Origin of the sequence: Paenibacillus xylanilyticus (assembly GCF_013359935.1) — a bacterium.
Taxonomy (GTDB): domain Bacteria; phylum Bacillota; class Bacilli; order Paenibacillales; family Paenibacillaceae; genus Paenibacillus; species Paenibacillus xylanilyticus.
On sequence record NZ_JABMCB010000170.1, the window covers coordinates 173356 to 189532 of the forward strand.

At 46.7% G+C, this 16177-nt stretch carries 20 protein-coding genes; 18 read left to right on the forward strand and 2 right to left on the reverse strand.

What is annotated here, in order from left to right; translation table 11 throughout:
• Positions 1-62: 62 nt before the first annotated feature.
• On the reverse strand, positions 63-410 hold the full coding sequence (locus tag HP552_RS09905) for a dehydrogenase (protein WP_175395346.1): 348 nt from the start codon (positions 408-410) through the stop codon (positions 63-65).
• A 161-nt stretch (positions 411-571) separates the two neighbouring features.
• On the opposite strand from HP552_RS09905, the gene uptA reads away from it, so the two are divergent.
• From uptA to HP552_RS09990, 17 genes are all read left to right on the forward strand, one after another.
• Positions 572-1186, forward strand: coding sequence for an undecaprenyl phosphate transporter UptA (uptA, locus tag HP552_RS09910; protein ID WP_175395347.1), 615 nt, complete (start codon positions 572-574; stop codon positions 1184-1186).
• Positions 1187-1188: 2 nt separating this feature from the next.
• Positions 1189-1758 (forward strand): thioredoxin family protein, encoded by a 570-nt coding sequence (locus HP552_RS09915; protein WP_175395348.1) that lies wholly within the window; start codon positions 1189-1191, stop codon positions 1756-1758.
• Positions 1759-1764: 6 nt separating this feature from the next.
• Positions 1765-2397, forward strand: coding sequence for an MBL fold metallo-hydrolase (locus HP552_RS09920; protein WP_175395349.1), 633 nt, complete (start codon positions 1765-1767; stop codon positions 2395-2397).
• Positions 2398-2814: 417 nt separating this feature from the next.
• On the forward strand, positions 2815-3066 hold the full coding sequence (locus HP552_RS09925) for a hypothetical protein (RefSeq protein WP_175395350.1): 252 nt from the start codon (positions 2815-2817) through the stop codon (positions 3064-3066).
• 98 nt (positions 3067-3164) lie between these two features.
• The gene (gene sigY / locus HP552_RS09930; protein WP_312884265.1) at positions 3165-3707 is read left to right on the forward strand and encodes an RNA polymerase sigma factor SigY; all 543 of its coding nucleotides are present in this window, start codon (positions 3165-3167) and stop codon (positions 3705-3707) included.
• Positions 3704-4042, forward strand: a complete 339-nt coding sequence (locus HP552_RS09935; RefSeq protein WP_175395351.1) for a YxlC family protein — start codon at positions 3704-3706, stop codon at positions 4040-4042. Before sigY ends, HP552_RS09935 begins: the two co-directional genes overlap by 4 nt.
• A complete protein-coding gene (locus HP552_RS09940) occupies positions 4035-4250 on the forward strand; it encodes a hypothetical protein (protein ID WP_175395352.1) in 216 nt (71 codons plus the stop codon). The genes HP552_RS09935 and HP552_RS09940 overlap by 8 nt, the downstream gene beginning before the upstream one ends.
• 152 nt (positions 4251-4402) lie before the next feature.
• Positions 4403-4786 (forward strand): hypothetical protein, encoded by a 384-nt coding sequence (locus tag HP552_RS09945; RefSeq protein ID WP_024631336.1) that lies wholly within the window; start codon positions 4403-4405, stop codon positions 4784-4786.
• Between the two features lie 221 nt (positions 4787-5007).
• Complete coding sequence (gene gatC, locus HP552_RS09950; RefSeq protein WP_175395353.1) at positions 5008-5295, forward strand: Asp-tRNA(Asn)/Glu-tRNA(Gln) amidotransferase subunit GatC; 288 nt, start codon at positions 5008-5010, stop codon at positions 5293-5295.
• 28 nt (positions 5296-5323) lie between these two features.
• The gene (gene gatA, locus HP552_RS09955; RefSeq protein ID WP_175395354.1) at positions 5324-6781 is read left to right on the forward strand and encodes an Asp-tRNA(Asn)/Glu-tRNA(Gln) amidotransferase subunit GatA; all 1458 of its coding nucleotides are present in this window, start codon (positions 5324-5326) and stop codon (positions 6779-6781) included.
• A 26-nt stretch (positions 6782-6807) separates the two neighbouring features.
• Positions 6808-8247, forward strand: a complete 1440-nt coding sequence (gatB, locus tag HP552_RS09960; RefSeq protein ID WP_095292521.1) for an Asp-tRNA(Asn)/Glu-tRNA(Gln) amidotransferase subunit GatB — start codon at positions 6808-6810, stop codon at positions 8245-8247.
• A 124-nt stretch (positions 8248-8371) separates the two neighbouring features.
• Positions 8372-8836 (forward strand): GNAT family N-acetyltransferase, encoded by a 465-nt coding sequence (locus tag HP552_RS09965; protein ID WP_175395355.1) that lies wholly within the window; start codon positions 8372-8374, stop codon positions 8834-8836.
• A gap of 33 nt (positions 8837-8869) precedes the next feature.
• Entirely contained in the window at positions 8870-9580 is a 711-nt protein-coding gene (locus HP552_RS09970; protein WP_175395356.1) for an MgtC/SapB family protein, read from the forward strand.
• A 147-nt stretch (positions 9581-9727) separates the two neighbouring features.
• Complete coding sequence (locus HP552_RS09975; protein ID WP_175395357.1) at positions 9728-10321, forward strand: hypothetical protein; 594 nt, start codon at positions 9728-9730, stop codon at positions 10319-10321.
• 24 nt (positions 10322-10345) lie between these two features.
• The gene (locus tag HP552_RS09980; RefSeq protein WP_175395358.1) at positions 10346-11749 is read left to right on the forward strand and encodes a DUF4097 family beta strand repeat-containing protein; all 1404 of its coding nucleotides are present in this window, start codon (positions 10346-10348) and stop codon (positions 11747-11749) included.
• A gap of 167 nt (positions 11750-11916) precedes the next feature.
• A complete protein-coding gene (gene perR / locus HP552_RS09985; RefSeq protein WP_024631328.1) occupies positions 11917-12339 on the forward strand; it encodes a peroxide-responsive transcriptional repressor PerR in 423 nt (140 codons plus the stop codon).
• A gap of 120 nt (positions 12340-12459) precedes the next feature.
• Entirely contained in the window at positions 12460-14208 is a 1749-nt protein-coding gene (locus HP552_RS09990) for a glycosyl hydrolase family 18 protein (protein ID WP_175395359.1), read from the forward strand.
• Between the two features lie 128 nt (positions 14209-14336).
• Here HP552_RS09990 and HP552_RS09995 read toward each other — a convergent pair whose 3' ends face one another.
• The gene (locus HP552_RS09995) at positions 14337-14735 is read right to left on the reverse strand and encodes a DUF2614 family zinc ribbon-containing protein (protein WP_175395360.1); all 399 of its coding nucleotides are present in this window, start codon (positions 14733-14735) and stop codon (positions 14337-14339) included.
• Between the two features lie 122 nt (positions 14736-14857).
• Here HP552_RS09995 and HP552_RS10000 point away from each other — a divergent pair, with 122 nt between their 5' ends.
• Positions 14858-15739 (forward strand): nucleotidyltransferase-like protein, encoded by an 882-nt coding sequence (locus HP552_RS10000; protein ID WP_312884266.1) that lies wholly within the window; start codon positions 14858-14860, stop codon positions 15737-15739.
• Positions 15740-16177 lie beyond the last annotated feature (438 nt).

Genomic DNA, 16177 nt, shown 5'->3' on the forward strand with positions numbered 1-16177 from the left:
GAAGCATTCGTGTTTTTTATGCGTGCTTCTTACTGTGTGAAATCCAATGAATCTGACCAACTCTACAGACGATATCCGCCAAACGCCTGCTGAAACGCAGCCTGCAGCGGTTCCATGTCCACATTCCATAGAGCAGCTATCTCTGCACTGACGTCGGTGTTCCACCACTCACATAGTTTTTTTCGATTATCCCGGTTTTCACCGATCCACAGCAGGTTGGCAATAACTTTGCCGTAATAGAGCTCTTCTGCCTGTTTCATCTGATCGGGAGAAATGTACACTTTCAGCCGTTTGGCTGTCCGGTACAGCTCCTTGCTGCAAGCTCTGCGAATCCCTCTGGCTGAAGGCAGCTTCTGGCTGGGATTGCTATGTTTGACCGGGGGAGTGCCGGGTGTTGATTTGGGTGACATCTTCTCACGCTCCTCTCCCGATACCATATGCGAAGGGCGACTTGCAGGACACTAACCCGGTTCGAGGAAGTAGCAACAAACTGCAGCCCTGTGCTAAAATAGGGACGAACATCCATGGTGCTGCAGAGCGCCGCCAATCAGGATGAAGAAAGAGGGTCGAGATGGACGTTATTCATAACATTGTCGGTCAATTATTCGACTGGATTCAGAGCCTTGGATACTTTGGAATTATGCTGGGATTAATGCTTGAAGTCATCCCCAGTGAGATTGTGCTGGCATATGGAGGATTTCTTGTTTCACAGGGCAATATCAATTTCTTTGGCGCAATGATTTTCGGTACAGTGGGCGGCGTGGCAGCCCAGCTCTTTATTTATTGGATTGGCCGTTATGGCGGCAGGCCTGTACTTGAACGTTACGGAAAATACATACTAATCCAGAAAAAACACATCGACCATTCCGAGGAGTGGTTTCGCAAGTATGGTACAGGTGTCATTTTCACAGCGCGTTTTGTTCCGGTTGTGCGTCATGCCATCTCGATTCCTGCAGGCATATCTAAAATGCATACAGGCAGATTCATTCTGCTGACCACACTTGCTGTTATACCTTGGACTGCATTGTTTATATATTTAGGGATGGTACTGGGAGATCAATGGGAGCATATTAACGAGAAAGCAGCGCCTTACATTATGCCAATTTTGCTCGTTGCGCTCGCACTTATGATTGTTTATGTGCTTATTAAATGGATGAATGTTCGCAAAAAGAGAGGAAGTGTCTAGTTATGGGTAAACCAAACTTGTCTCACAAATTCGGTAAGGGTCTGCCGCCGAAGGAATTCATTGAGAGCATGACCAAGAACCAAAGCGAATTTCAGGCGAACTATGACAGCTTCACATGGCCAAGCGAAGATGATCGCGAATTTTTCGAAAGCCTGAACCACCGTGATGATTTGCGTGTATTGATTTTGGCTGCTGACTGGTGTGGAGATGTTGTTCGCAACATACCCGTTGTATTTCAGGCGCTTGAGATTTCGGGTATACCAACAGAAGTTCTTATTATGGAAAATCATCCCGAAGTGATGGATGAATTCCTTACGATGGGCGGTCGCTCCGTACCGATCGTTATTTTCGCGGATACGGGCGGACACGTGCTGGGCCAATGGGGACCGCGCCCTCAGCATGTACAGGAAGTCATGGTTGAATTCAAACGCCAGAATCCGGATCGCGATGCAGCTGACTACCAGGAGAAGATGGCTGTAGTACGTCAGGAAATAGGTAAACGCTATGGGGAAGGAACGGAGTCACATGCAGCCATTATCCGTGAGCTGCGTGAACTGATTTCGGGTTACTAATTCAATATGCTTAACATTCGTACATTTACACTCGGTCCGCTCCAGACGAATGCATATCTGCTGCAGGGCGAAGATCCAGGTAAAGCGGTTATCATTGATCCGGGCATGAACCCGGGTCCGCTGCTCAAAGCGATTCAAGACTTGGAAATTGAAGCGATTTTGCTGACACATGCTCATTTTGATCATATTGGCGGTGTGGATGAAATCCGAAAATTGAAGGGTTGTCCGGTTTATTTGCATGATTTGGAGAGTGACTGGCTCACCTCCCCGAAACTGAATGGGTCATTGAACTGGCCTCAGGCTTCACCGCCTCTTTCGACAGATCCTGCAGAATATGCCATGGATGAAGGACAAACCTTACATTTTGTTGGCCACACGTTTAAGGTCTATCATACACCGGGGCACTCCCCTGGCAGTGTAAGCCTGCTATGTGGTGATGACCTGTTCGCAGGAGACGTTCTGTTCCGCATGGGTGTAGGGAGAACCGATCTGACGGGTGGACGGGAACGGGATCTGATTGATTCGATTCAGAACAAGCTGTACACCTTTGCAGATGAAGTGAAGGTATACCCTGGTCATGGCCCCAAAACGACGATCGGTTATGAGAAACAGAACAACCCTTACGTTTCCGCGAGATGACCAACATTGGATATAGGATCTGAGATTTATCCCTTAATCGAATGCTGACAAATTTCGATGCGAAGAAAGTCTGGACAAGTGACAAATTTTTCATTAGAATAGCAATTAGTTGTTACAAGCGTTAAGGCATCATCTAACTAAAGCATTGAATAGCAGTACCCTAACTTGCGAAGCACGCAGACTGTGGTCTATACCCGGTTTGCGTTCTTTTTTTTTTTTTTTGCAGCATTTGTAAGTGGAGATCCATCCAGAGACAACCTACATAAGATAAGTCATTGTAATACAGACAGCTTAATTTTGTTAGCAAGTGTAAGGAAGCAATGATAGTTAGTAAATAGGAAGTGAGTGAATAGTAATTGAACAGTAAATGAACAGTAATTGATGAAACATGAGTAACAGGAGAGCGAGGAAGAAGAAGTGGAGAAGAAACGAGTCATACCTTTTGCACAGCGTGCCAAATATCCTTCCATTGAAGAAACCCGTCCTATGATGGACATTGGCAAACTTGATTCAGCGAAATCGCGTCCTCAATTACATAACTACAGAAGCAAGGAACTGAAGGGACCTTTTAAACAGCAGCAAAGTATATGGAGAGATCGATTACTAAGCAGTGGGGCCCGCAACCAGCCTTGGTTCGACAAGCTGCAGGATTACCGGAATCAAGTCTGATTGCCCGGGAAATTGTCGGCTTCGGATTTTTTTGTGATTCCATTGAACGTTTCTGCAGAGACTGTCGTATTAACACCAGAATAAACGGGAAGCAGGTGATGAACTCGATGGAGGCAGCCGAATTGGAAGAGGTCCGCAGAGCAGCAGAAGGAGACGATCGTGCGCTGGCAGCACTGCTTCAACGTCACTATGCTTTTGTGTACAAATATTTGGTCAAGGTTACGATGGATCCAAATGTTGCTGAAGAGACGGTGCAGGATACGATGATCCGATGTATGGAGAACATTCACCGTTATGACGGTTCGTCTGCCTTTTCGTCATGGATGATTACGATTGCCACCCGTATATATATTGACAAGACAAGGCGTAAGAAAAGAGAGAATGGCTGGCTGGATATGATTCGGAGTGAGGCCATAAGACGATTCCGCTGGCAGTTTGAGAGCCGGAATGAAGAATGGACGGATGTCATGGATGCGATGACAAGACTGACACCCGAACATCGTGTTGCTGTTCTGTTGAAGCATTATTACGGTTATGGATATGATGAAATTGGGGAGATGCTCGGTATTCCATCCGGAACGGCGAAATCGCGTACGGCCTATGGCCTTCGTCAATTGAGAAAGGAGTTGGGGGAAGTATGAGCAGGACGGATGAGCAAGATGAGCAGGAACTCCTGACACGACTCCAGCAGCAGATGAAAGTGCTGGACGATGCATATGAGCCTGTGAGCATCCCTTCATTAGCTTCGCTCGAAGTGCAGGTCAAGGAACGAAGACGGATCAAACGTCGGAAGAATTTGATCGAAATGTTGTTGTTCTGGATTGTTGGACTGATGGTTATCGCTTCTGGGGCGCTGTTGTTCCTGTCTGCTCCGGCTCTTTATTTGGGTATCCAGGCAATCGGAGTAGGGGCAGCAGTTACAGCGGCAATAATCTGGGCAGGAAAGAATCGGAAGGAGGAAGCCCATCATGAATAATATGCATTATTCGTTGAATGAGATTTCTCCGATTTGGCTAATATTGATCGCAATTGTTTTGTTTGTGCAAGGGACATGGATTTTTCAGGATGCACGTAAACGTGGGCGTTTCCCCTGGTTATGGGGATTGTGGGGAATCACCGGATTTCCGACACCTCTTATAGTATATTGGTTGGTTGTTGTTCGATCAGAGCGTAAACGATCCTAACAGATATCGTCGACCATCGGCGGCAGGTTCTATGGATATAAAAAGATTTTGCACAAATATGTTGTTTAATTCTAGTAATCGTAGACATCGCTATTCTTTTCTAGTAGACTATACAAATAAATATTAAAGATAGACTACCAGGAGGTTAGACGATGCTGCGATTAGGAGAAAAGGTTGTCATCGTCGCGGATGCGTTTGAGCAGAATCTTCCTGTGGGGGAATATGGATTCATCATCGCTTATGACCGGAATCCGGACAATGCGTTCGATTACGTGCTTCGAGTGCCGCAGGTAAACCGGAACTTTTTCGTTCCATCCGGCGACGTAGATCTGGAAGAGGTTCTGCTGAAGCAGGAAGCTGAGCGGGTCGAGCGAGAAGCGTTGATAGATTACGCCCTTGCGACACACAATGAGAAGCTGTTTCATCATTTGATGAACGGAGATTTTCAAGCTGTGGAAGAGGAAGAGGAAACCGCGAACGATGTTATGTCACAAGCGGATTTTATAAAGCAGGTTAATCTGCGTGCATGGATTTAGGATTTTAGAGAGTCGGCTGATGCCGGCTCTTTTTTGATAATTACACGAACTCCATGGATTGGGGTTATTTTGCTTATTGGACAAGTCAGGTCATTTGCATTGAATTGTCGAACCATCTCCCCTATAATGAAAAAAGTTATCTTGGGACTTTAGCCCGTTAAACGAGCGATTCGTTTCAGGCAGTTTCGGGAAGTTGAACGAAATGAAGGAGGCATCCGGAAATGAGTATTTCGAATAATGACGTTCAGCATGTGGCCAAGCTGGCCCGGCTCAATTTGACTTCTGAAGAAGAACAGACGCTTACAGGACAGCTGAACGCGATTTTAAAATATGCAGAGAAGCTGAATGAGCTGGATACAGAGAACATTGAGCCAACCACTCACGTTCTGCACGTCAGCAATGTGATGCGCGAAGATGAAACGAAGGAAAGCCTGTCGATTGAACAGGTGATGCGCAATGCACCGGAAGAAGAAGACGGGCAGTTTAAAGTGCCTGCTGTAATGGAGTAACGGATAACCGGAAGGAGGACGAAAAACCGTGAGTTTATTTGAACAATCGTTGCCTGAGTTACATAACAAGCTGCATGCCAAGGAGTTGTCAGTCAGCGACCTGGTGGACCAAGCGTACCAGACTATTGGTGCGCGTGAAGACAAGGTTAAAGCATATCTTGCGCTGGATGAAGAACAGGCGCGTTCCCGTGCACGTCAGCTGGATGACCGGCTCGTCAGTGGTGAGGAGAAAGGTTTGCTTTTTGGATTGCCGGTAGGGATTAAGGATAACATCGTTACGAACGGACTGCGCACCACGTGCGGCAGCCAGTTTTTGCGCAACTTCGACCCGGTATATGATGCAACGGTTGTCGAAAAGTTGAGAGCTGCAGATACCGTGACGATCGGAAAACTGAACATGGATGAATTCGCCATGGGCGGCTCGAATGAGAATTCAAGCTTCTATCCTGTTCGTAACCCATGGGCTCTGGACCGTGTTCCAGGTGGCTCCAGCGGTGGTTCAGCAGCAGCTGTTGCTGCAGGAGAAGCTTACTTCACGCTGGGATCAGACACAGGCGGCTCCATCAGACAGCCCGCTTCGTATTGTGGAGTTGTCGGCATGAAACCGACCTATGGACTTGTTTCGCGCTTTGGGTTGGTTGCATTTGCATCCTCCCTGGATCAGATTGGACCTCTGACGAAAAATGTTGAGGATTCTGCTTATGTGCTGCAAGCCATTGCTGGCTACGATGCCAAAGATTCGACATCCGCAAAAGTGGAAATTCCGGATTATTTAAGTGGACTGACAGGAGATGTCAAAGGTTTGCGCATTGCTGTTCCGAAGGAATACATCGGTGAAGGCGTTGATCCGCAAGTCAAAGAGACCATTCTCTCTGCACTGAAAGTGCTCGAGGGACTCGGCGCCACTTGGGAAGAGGTATCCCTTCCGCATACCGAATATGCGGTTGCTACGTACTACCTCTTGGCTTCCTCAGAAGCTTCTTCCAACCTGGCTCGTTTTGACGGTGTGCGTTATGGCGTGCGTGCTGATAACCCGGACAACCTGCTGGATCTGTACCACCAGTCCCGCAGTCAGGGTTTTGGTCCGGAAGTGAAGCGTCGTATCATGCTCGGAACGTATGCACTCAGCTCCGGTTATTATGATGCTTATTACTTGAAAGCCCAAAAAGTCCGTACATTGATCAAACAGGACTTCGATGACGTATTTGCCAAATATGATGTCATTATTGGACCAACTGCCCCTACGACCGCATTCAAATTGGGTTCTCAGGTGGATGATCCGCTCACAATGTATCTTAATGATATCCTGACCATTCCGGTCAGTCTGGCAGGCGTACCTGCAGTAAGCATCCCATGCGGCTTCTCGGAAGGGCTGCCTGTCGGCATGCAGATTATTGGTAAAGCCTTTGATGAAACAACTGTACTGCGCGTTGCGCATGCGTTTGAACAAAATACGGAATTCCACAAGCAGCGTCCGCAGCTGTAGACTGCCCGGAACGGAGGAATATTGATATGTCCGCATCTAAATACGAAACGGTCATTGGACTTGAAGTCCATGTGGAGTTGCACACCAACTCCAAAATTTTTTGCGGCTGCTCCACGGCCTTTGGAGCACCGCCGAATACCCATACTTGTCCGGTCTGTCTCGGACATCCGGGCGTATTGCCCGTACTGAATCGCCAGGCCGTGGATTATGCCATGAAAGCAGCCATGGCCCTCAACTGTACCATTGCTGATGTTAGCAAATTCGATCGTAAAAACTACTTCTATCCGGATTCTCCGAAAGCCTATCAGATTTCTCAATTCGATCAACCGATCGGTGAGAACGGATGGATTGACATTGAAGTCAACGGAGAAACGAAACGAATCGGCATCACCCGACTTCATTTGGAAGAAGATGCGGGTAAGCTTACTCACGTTGATGGGGGCTATGCTTCATTGGTCGACTTCAACCGTGTGGGTACGCCTCTGGTTGAGATTGTATCCGAACCGGAAATTTCCTCTCCGGAAGAAGCCCGTGCCTATCTGGAAAAACTGCGTGCAATCATGCAGTACTGTGATGTGTCTGATGTGAAAATGGAAGAAGGCTCCCTGCGTTGTGATGCCAACATCAGTTTGCGTCCGCATGGGCAGGAGAAGCTGGGAACCAGAGCAGAACTGAAAAACATGAACTCTTTCCGTGGCGTACAGCGCGGTTTGGAATACGAGCAGTTCCGTCAGGCTGAAATTTTGGATGACGGTGGTGAAGTGGTACAGGAGACACGTCGCTGGGATGAGGCACAAGGGAAAACGCTGACGATGCGCGGCAAAGAGCAAGCGCATGACTATCGTTATTTCCCGGATCCGGATCTGGTGAAGCTGCATATCGATGCAGCTTGGAAGGAACGAATCAAAGCTTCGATCCCTGAACTTCCGGACGAGCGCAAAGCCCGTTATACCGCTGATTATGGACTGCCTAATTATGATGCAGAGGTGATTACCTCTTCCAAAGCGGTTGCCGATCTTTTTGAAGACAGTCTGAAATATACCCAGGATGCCAAAGCCGTATCCAACTGGATTATGGGTGATCTGCTTGGTTATCTGAACAACAGTAACCTGGAATTGTCCCAGGTGCCTCTGACGGGTCAGGGACTGGGAGAAATGATCGGATTGCTTGAAAAAGGCACGATTAGCAGCAAAATCGCCAAAACCGTCTTTAAGGAAATGCTGGAGAGCGGCAAGCTTCCACAGCAAATCGTTGAGGAAAAAGGTCTCGTGCAAATCAGTGACGAAGGTGCCATTCTCGCCATTGTTGAGCAGGTTGTCGCGAACAATCCTCAATCCGTGGAAGATTACAAAGCGGGAAAACAGAAAGCCATTGGTTTCCTGGTTGGTCAGGTGATGAAAGAAAGTAAAGGTAAGGCTAATCCGGGTCTGGTTAATCAACTGCTTGCAGATGTACTGAACCGCTAATCCATCCGGTAAGGCCGGACAGAAAGAGGCTCGTCCCTGTGACAGCCTCTTTTCTTATTTTGTGAGGCAAGGATATACTCTTGTAATTCGGATATAGCTGCGTACGAAGGAGAAGAGAGTGGATATGAAGATTCAATTGTTGGCGTTGAATGATCCGGAGACGGCTGGGCAGCTATGGAGACTTCAGCATGTAGCTTATCGACTGGAAGCAGAGATGATCGGTTTTCAGGAAATTCCGCCTTTGATGGATACGATCGAATCTCTGCAAAGCTGCGGAGAGACCTTTTACGGTTTATTGGACAATGATGAAGAGCTTCTTGGTGCCGTTGCTGTGGCTGAGGAAGAGGAGAACACGTTGACGATTACACGCATGATGGTGCACCCTGAACATTTTCGCAAAGGCATTGCGGCTGCATTGATGAGACATGTGTTCGAGCAGTATCCAGATCTTCCGCGGTATATTGTATCAACGGGTACATTGAACCAACCGGCAGTGAATTTATATACCAAATTCGGCTTCAAACCCGTGGAGGTTACTGCAATTGCGCCTGGCGTGGAATTAACGACATTTCATAAGAATAAACATTAATCATGTGAACTTTGTGGAGGAGGAATACCAGTTTTGGGTGATCCCTGGTTTATCGATGAGTGGCACATTTTATTGAGATTATTACTGGCCATGCTGCTTGGAGGACTTGTAGGTCTGGAGCGTGAACGTTCCAATCATGCTGCTGGTCTGCGTACCCATATTCTGGTGTGTCTTGGGTCTGCATTGATTATGATGTTGTCTGTTTATGGTTTTAAAGATTTTGCCAATGAATTAAATGTAAGGATTGATCCGGCCCGTTTGGCTACGGCAGTTATTACCGGTGTCGGATTCCTTGGAGCGGGTACAATTCTCTTTACCGGAAAGTCCATTACAGGACTCACCACTGCAGCTTCAATCTGGGTTGTTGCAGCCATCGGACTGGCAGCTGGCGCGGGATTCTTTTTTGCCTCGATCGTATCTACGATACTGGTACTGCTCAATCTATGGGTATTCAACAAGCTCGAGCTCAGGTATATACGAGGGAACAAACTGCATGTTGTGACACTACATACGTTGTCAGAACCCGGTTTTCTGGAACAGGTGTCTTCATTTCTGGAGCAAGAGAAGATCAAAATACGCAAAATCACAGTGAATGAGCAGGATTTAGCCTTTGCAGAAATGATTTCGGTTGAGCGCAAAATTGAGATTGTACTCCATGTGCACGTACCTCATGAACTCAATACCGTACAACTGGTAACCCAATTAAGGCAATGGGAACACGTGACCAAAGTGTCGATAGAATAAATGATCAAAACCCTCCACAAGCCTGTTGTGTCGGAGGGTTTTTGGTCATACCCATATTTTTTCCAGTTACTCTCCGGGCTCTTTAGGGTACTATCTAACCAAATGCATGAAGAACGGGAATACGATTTCATAAGAAAGGAGTATGTCATGAAAGGAAAACGTCAATCGAGGAGAAACGGACAAACGACCAAAACAAAGCCGCTCCGAAATCGGACACATAAATTTATTGCCGGGCTGCTAAGTGCAGTCATTCCGGGCCTGGGACATATCTATTTGCGGCTGTATATGAGAGGTTTAACATTTATGCTGCTTGTATTGCTTGACCTGTCGGCACTTTTATATTTTTCATCCATCGGCATACAGATTAATGTACCTCTTTTAATTTTGCTCGCTTTGTTCATTCCGGTAATCTACTTTTACAATGTATTCGATGTACTGCAATCGGCGGATTGGGTCATGATGCGGAGACGTAGAGCCGCAACCCATGGAAGTATGGACAAGCCAGTAACAAGCGAACGAGCTATTGGTGAAGCATTTATGGCTTGGGAGCGAGGCATTTCGTTTGGGCTCCTGCTGATAATAGGTGGCGGACTGATGGTCCTGTTTTTCCGTAAACCCCGCTGGTTCCAAGAAATTTTAGCTGTATATGGTGGATATGTTTTTGCCGGTTTGTTAATTATCGGTGGGCTGATCCTGTTCGGACGTGAGATCTGGGTCATGCTGCGCAAAAAGAAAGTATAGATGGGAAATCAAGGAGGGAAAGTGATGAACCGTAAAGTCCGGGTCGGTCGCTATACGGCTGCCGCCTTAATCATAGCGGTCGGTGTGCTGTTGATTTTGGATAAACGGTGGGGAACGGACTACGTATATGAAATGGTCGACTGGTGGCCGTTGCTGCTCATTGTATTAGGTGTGGAATACATACTGTTATTCCTGTGGACACGCAGTAAGAAAAAGGCAGTATCAGATGAGTTGCAGGATGAGAAAGTAAAGATCCGTTTCAGACCGGATGCAAAAGGCATCCTGGCTTCCCTTGTACTTACAGCTTCCGTATTTATCGTGACAGAACAGGATCATTACATGCACCTTTGGAACAGAGTGAGCCTTAATCTGGGAGCAGCATCCATGGATTACAGCCAGGCAGCGGGATACATGCAAGACAAGGGAACAATTCGTGTGCCTGTTGGAATGGATACGTCCGATCTAGTTGTTCAAGGGGTGAATGGGGATATCTCGGTACAACGCGGGGATACGGACGAGATAGAGGTACGAACTGTAGTATGGGTAGATAAGACAACTGAGGTAGAGGCCAAGGCCGTGGCAGATGCATCATTTATTGAGACAGACGGTACCAAGGTTATTCATATTACTGCAACGGGCAAGACTTATGGAGAGAACGATAAAACACAGCCGCGAATGAATATGACCATCACTATTCCGGATGACCGGCGTTTCAATCTTGATATTCGTACTTCCAATGGAGCCATATTGTTAAACCGTCCGGAGGCCATTAGCACGATTTTGGCTGAGACCGGGAATGGACGTATCCGAATTACGAATGCGGTAGGTGATATTACGGGCAAAACGTTAAACGGTGATGTCATTGTGGCCAATGCCATGGGTAATGTGGACCTGGATAGTAACCGGGGAGACATGAAAGCTCGCGGAGTTTCGGGGGATGTGGATTTGACGACACAGGTGGGAAGCATCAGCATTACCGATTCTATAGGTGAATTTACCGCTGAAACGCGGAACGGAAATATTACTTTGGATGGTGCCAATCTTGCGATCAGGGCTCAGTCCCTTAATGGCAGCATCAGCATCGTATCCTCCAAAGTTGGCGGGGATTGGGATGTATACAGCGCGGTTGGTGCAATCAGCATCTTGCTCCCGCATCAGGGGGATTACAGTCTGAGCGGCTCCAGCAGTTATGGGGATCTGAAGACGGACCTGCCTTTTACTGTGCAAAATAAAACCATAGAAGGTCAGCTGGGCGAAGGAGAATACAGAGTTAAAATTGAGGGGAACAGCGACCTAACCATTAATCGTAACCCCGATGTACCTTCGACGGATGTGAACACTTCAGAAGTGGAAGACACAGACGGGAATATGGGGCAGATCACCGAAAACGGAGGAAATTCCCAGGACAATGCGTCTGAAGTTCCGTAACTGCCGCGTTGACAATAAACTTACAATCGCCGTACAATAAATAATAAATGGCAAGGTTACATGACAGGAAAGATTGAGGTCGTGTTCTTTGTCAAGAATCAACTCTGATAGACAAGACGTGAATGATCTGGTCTTCTTAGAGAATGAAAGGTAAGGCGGTGGGTTTTATGGCAACACGTGTCCAACATGCGTTGGAGCATCTGAAAACGACCGGTGTCCGTATTACACCCCAGCGCCATGCCATATTGAATTATCTGATGGAATCCATGGGGCATCCGACAGCCGATGAAATTTACCGTGCGCTTGAACCCCAGTTTCCCAGTATGAGCGTGGCGACTGTATATAACAATTTGAAGATGTTTCTGGAAGCCGGCATGGTTCGGGAATTGACATACGGAGATAACTCCAGCCGCTTCGATGCCAATGTAACGGATCATTACCATGTCATTTGTGATAAATGCGGTAAAATTGAAGATTTCAGTTATCCTTCGCTCAAAAGCGTTGAGCTCCAGGCGGAATCAAGTACCGGATTTGAAGTCCACGGACACCGTTTGGAAGTTTATGGTGTTTGTAAAAGTTGCAGGGATTAAGAGAGTTGAATTACAATATTAACGTGCAGAATTCAGTTTGGATTCTACACGTTTTTTGTTTTTGGGGATAAAAAAATACATCATGGTTTTCAAGCTGCAAATATATCTTTATGATTCAGCATGATTAACGGAGGTAGGCGTTTGAGTAGAAAAAGCAGATATACACGGCAGAGGAAGCGACGCTCGTTCTGGCCTGGGTTCTTAGGGGCCTGTCTTATAGCAGGCGGTGCGTACTGGTTTATAACGAATGTATGGCTCAATCAAATTCACGAAGATCCCGATTGGCTCGGAATGAATCAGCCTGTTTTTGTTGATGGACAGTTGATGGATGGTGAAGCTTCCGGTACGGGAGAACAGCTTAAGCTGCCTGTGAAGGTGCTTCAGGAGGCCATTGATCCGGGCATACGATATGAAGCGGACACAGGTGATATTATTATTGCGACGCCGCAACGTGTGCTTCACATGAAGGAAGGCAGCACCAAGGCGGAGCTTAATCATCGGGATTATCCCATGTCCGTCAAGCCGGAGGTCATTGGAGGAGAGGCGTATATCCCGCTAAAACCTTTGAAGGAAGTTTATGGCATAGCCATTCAGGAGGATACGACCACGGGTGCCGTGCTGCTGATGCGTGGAGGAGACACGATTCAATATGCGGAGATTGATACTCTGTCATCCAAGTCAGATAAAACCGTTCCTTTGTATAAACGTGGTGGGGAGTCATCCCCGATTATTGCAGATATGGAACAGAAAGCCCGAGTACGGGTATGGCAAACAGGTGATGAACAGAGCTTTGTTCAGCTGGATAACGGCTACGCTGGATACGTGGACAATAAATATATTTCTCTCACAGAGAAAAAGGAGCTGGACAAGCCCAAATTTACGTTGACTGCAGCAGAGAAGAAGTGGCAGAGCAAATCGGTAAATCTGGTGTGGGAGGCTGTGTACAATCGTCAGCCCGATGTCGGTTCCATCGGTAAGATGCCAGGTGTTAATGTCGTGAGTCCAACGTGGTTCCATATTACGGACGGTCAAGGCAACTTGAAAAGCAAAGCTGACAAGGCGTATGTTAACTGGGCTCACCGTTCCGGGATGGAAGTTTGGGGTCTGATGGATAACAGTTTTGACCCGGATATTACAAAAGAAGCGGTATCCTCTTATGAGACTCGCACGCATATCATCGAACAGATGCTGGAATACGCCGATACCTATCAATTGGATGGCATTAATATTGATTTTGAGAACGTATATACAGAAGATGGACCCAATATCACTCAATTTGTTCGCGAGATTAAGGCGATGGCTCGTATACATGGACTGATGCTATCTGTAGATGTAACTCCAAAATCGAATAGTGAGATGTGGTCTGCTTTTCTGGATCGACGTTCACTTGGCTCCTTTGCCGATTATATTGTTGTTATGGCATATGATGAACACTGGGCTGCCAGTCCGAAGGCTGGTTCCGTCGCTTCACTGCCATGGACCGAGTCCTCCATGAGACGAATTCTTGAAGAAGATGAAGTGCCTTCAAACAAATTGATTATGGCTGTTCCGCTATATACACGAATCTGGACAGAGGAAACAGACGAACAGGGAGAGGTTAAAGTGTCCTCGAAAGCAGTAGGAATGGATACCGTAGCCGATCTGATCAAAGAAAAGAAGCTCAAACCTGTGCTGGATAAAGACAGTGGACAGAATTATGTGGAATACTCCGAAGACGGAGCCACCAAAAAGATTTGGATCGAAGATGCTACTTCACTACAGGCTCGTGTGGATCTGATTGATTCATTGAAACTGGGTGGTGTAGCCGCCTGGAATCGCAGTTTTGCCAATGCTTCGGCCTGGCAGACGTTACAGCAGGTGGGTCGTTAAAAATAAAACGGATATTGAACTTATTTTTTAATATGAATTGAGTCACTAATTGAAAAAAAACGCAAAAAGGTCCGGTTTAGACGCCGGGCCTTTTTCTGTTTGCTCTTGATCTGAGATGAGAAGAGAGGCTAACCCTTTGGACTTATGCCATGATCCACGTCAGCAGCTGGTGGGGAAGGCGCTTTCAGATGAGGACGGTTTGTGTTGGCCTGATTGGGATCCAGGGTGAGGATCGTATGGCAGAACATACAGCGATCCGTCTTGCCAAGCATTTTGGTCAACTTGCCACATTCGGGGCAATCCACTTGAACAGCGCTCGTGGACAGCATGCCAGCCCAAAAGTAAATGGCCAAACTGGCCATCATGGCAACCAGACCGATAACGAGTCCCACGGCAGCAAACACCTTGCCTGCATGTCCCCAAAACACAATTCCGGCTGTTCCCAGTACCATTAGGCCCATGCCTAACATGGTAAGCAGCAATCCCCAAGTGCGAAAAGCATTAATTTTAGCGGATTTAAACACCATGAAAAATGCTCCTATCGTATGAGTAGTATTGGACCTGGAAAAGAAGGAAACTTCAGTCTGCATGTAGAATTACATTATAACTGACTTGGCGCTTATCTGCCATGAATTGTATGGAGGGAATCGTGGAATTAAAGAACCTAGCTTTTTTGTCCGGACAGTCGGAAGAGTCAGGGGCAGTTGGGGCTATCGCTTATTCCCATCCGGGTGAGCGATTCCACGGCTCCCTGATTCAGGATTTTGAACTGCTTGTACTCATTGTCTGTAATACAGATCAGATTATATCGAAGGTTGGGCATTACCGATATGGCGATCTGCGTTATCAAATGATCTACGCGGGGCGTCATCAACTGCAGAGCAGTGTAATTACCGGGGACAATAACAATCTGATGCAATGTTTGATTGAGGGCGAGATTATTTGGGAAGCAGATGGTGCGCTAAGTGCCCTGCGAGAGGAATTGTCTGCTTTTGGATTGGAATTGCGCGAACAAAAGCTGCTGCACGAATTCGCAAGCTTTCTCAGAATGTATGTGGAAGCCAAGCGGCACATCCAGGAAGGGCATGTCGTTGATGCGTATTACAATGTACTGGAGGCTCTGGGTAACTGGGCCAGGATTGTACTGATCGAACAGGGCGTATACCCTGACCATGCCGTTTGGACACATGTGCAGAACTTGGACCGGGCACTCTGGAAGCTTTATCAGGAGCTGACCGTTAGTTCGGAGACATTGGAGCAGCGGGTGGAACTCGTCCTTCTCGCTTGTGAATTTTCTGTTATGTCCAAAATGAGTGATTGTTCCGAATTGCTTTTGCGGGTAATTCGAAGTCGGAAGGAAGCGTGGAGCATAGATGAGCTCGTCCATCATCCGCAATTGAGGTTTGTGGGGGAAGACCTGCCATTGATTCTTCGGAAGCTGGTGTTTCGTTCTATAGTAAAAGAGTCGGCTGGGTGGCCGTCCTTAATAGGAGGCGAGGGGCGGGAAATCCGGTATTGGATTGAAGCCTGAACAAGGCACGTAACCTAGTTAATATTGTTCGGAAAAAGGAGGGGAAACCTTCCTTTTTTGTTTGTAAAAATAATTAATTAAAACAGGTTGACTCTGAAATAGAGAATGTGATACATTATATTTCGTTCCCCAAACGAGCTGATCGTTAAAACAAGATGAAATCGTTGAGGGAAAAGTTAAGAACAAATGTTTCAAAAAAAGAAATAAAAAAAGTTCTTGACGAAAACAACTTGAATGTGATACATTATTTAAGTCGCCGCTGAAAATGTGGTTGACGAAAAAAGAGTCAGATAAATCAAGTTTGATCTTTGAAAACTGAACAACGAGTGAGTAACGATCTTGCTTGCAAGATCAAAATTGAGATTTTTAATCTCGTCAGATTCAAAATGAGCTAATCGCTCTTTTCAATACTTTATTGGAGAGTTTGATCCTGGCTCA

Excerpts from the sequence above, each read along its gene's own strand:
- HP552_RS09975 (WP_175395357.1), top strand. The coding sequence starts at position 9,728 with ATGAAAGGAAAACGTCAATCGAGGAGAAACGGACAAACGACCAAAACA.
- HP552_RS09935 (WP_175395351.1), top strand. The coding sequence starts at position 3,704 with ATGAGCAGGACGGATGAGCAAGATGAGCAGGAACTCCTGACACGACTC.
- HP552_RS09945 (WP_024631336.1), top strand. The coding sequence starts at position 4,403 with ATGCTGCGATTAGGAGAAAAGGTTGTCATCGTCGCGGATGCGTTTGAG.
- HP552_RS09905 (WP_175395346.1), bottom strand. The coding sequence starts at position 410 with ATGTCACCCAAATCAACACCCGGCACTCCCCCGGTCAAACATAGCAAT.
- gatB (WP_095292521.1), top strand. The coding sequence starts at position 6,808 with ATGTCCGCATCTAAATACGAAACGGTCATTGGACTTGAAGTCCATGTG.
- sigY (WP_312884265.1), top strand. The coding sequence starts at position 3,165 with ATGAACTCGATGGAGGCAGCCGAATTGGAAGAGGTCCGCAGAGCAGCA.
- HP552_RS09940 (WP_175395352.1), top strand. The coding sequence starts at position 4,035 with ATGAATAATATGCATTATTCGTTGAATGAGATTTCTCCGATTTGGCTA.
- perR (WP_024631328.1), top strand. The coding sequence starts at position 11,917 with ATGGCAACACGTGTCCAACATGCGTTGGAGCATCTGAAAACGACCGGT.
- gatC (WP_175395353.1), top strand. The coding sequence starts at position 5,008 with ATGAGTATTTCGAATAATGACGTTCAGCATGTGGCCAAGCTGGCCCGG.
- HP552_RS09980 (WP_175395358.1), top strand. The coding sequence starts at position 10,346 with ATGAACCGTAAAGTCCGGGTCGGTCGCTATACGGCTGCCGCCTTAATC.
- HP552_RS09990 (WP_175395359.1), top strand. The coding sequence starts at position 12,460 with ATGATTAACGGAGGTAGGCGTTTGAGTAGAAAAAGCAGATATACACGG.
- HP552_RS09915 (WP_175395348.1), top strand. The coding sequence starts at position 1,189 with ATGGGTAAACCAAACTTGTCTCACAAATTCGGTAAGGGTCTGCCGCCG.
- HP552_RS09965 (WP_175395355.1), top strand. The coding sequence starts at position 8,372 with ATGAAGATTCAATTGTTGGCGTTGAATGATCCGGAGACGGCTGGGCAG.
- uptA (WP_175395347.1), top strand. The coding sequence starts at position 572 with ATGGACGTTATTCATAACATTGTCGGTCAATTATTCGACTGGATTCAG.
- HP552_RS09995 (WP_175395360.1), bottom strand. The coding sequence starts at position 14,735 with ATGGTGTTTAAATCCGCTAAAATTAATGCTTTTCGCACTTGGGGATTG.
- HP552_RS09920 (WP_175395349.1), top strand. The coding sequence starts at position 1,765 with ATGCTTAACATTCGTACATTTACACTCGGTCCGCTCCAGACGAATGCA.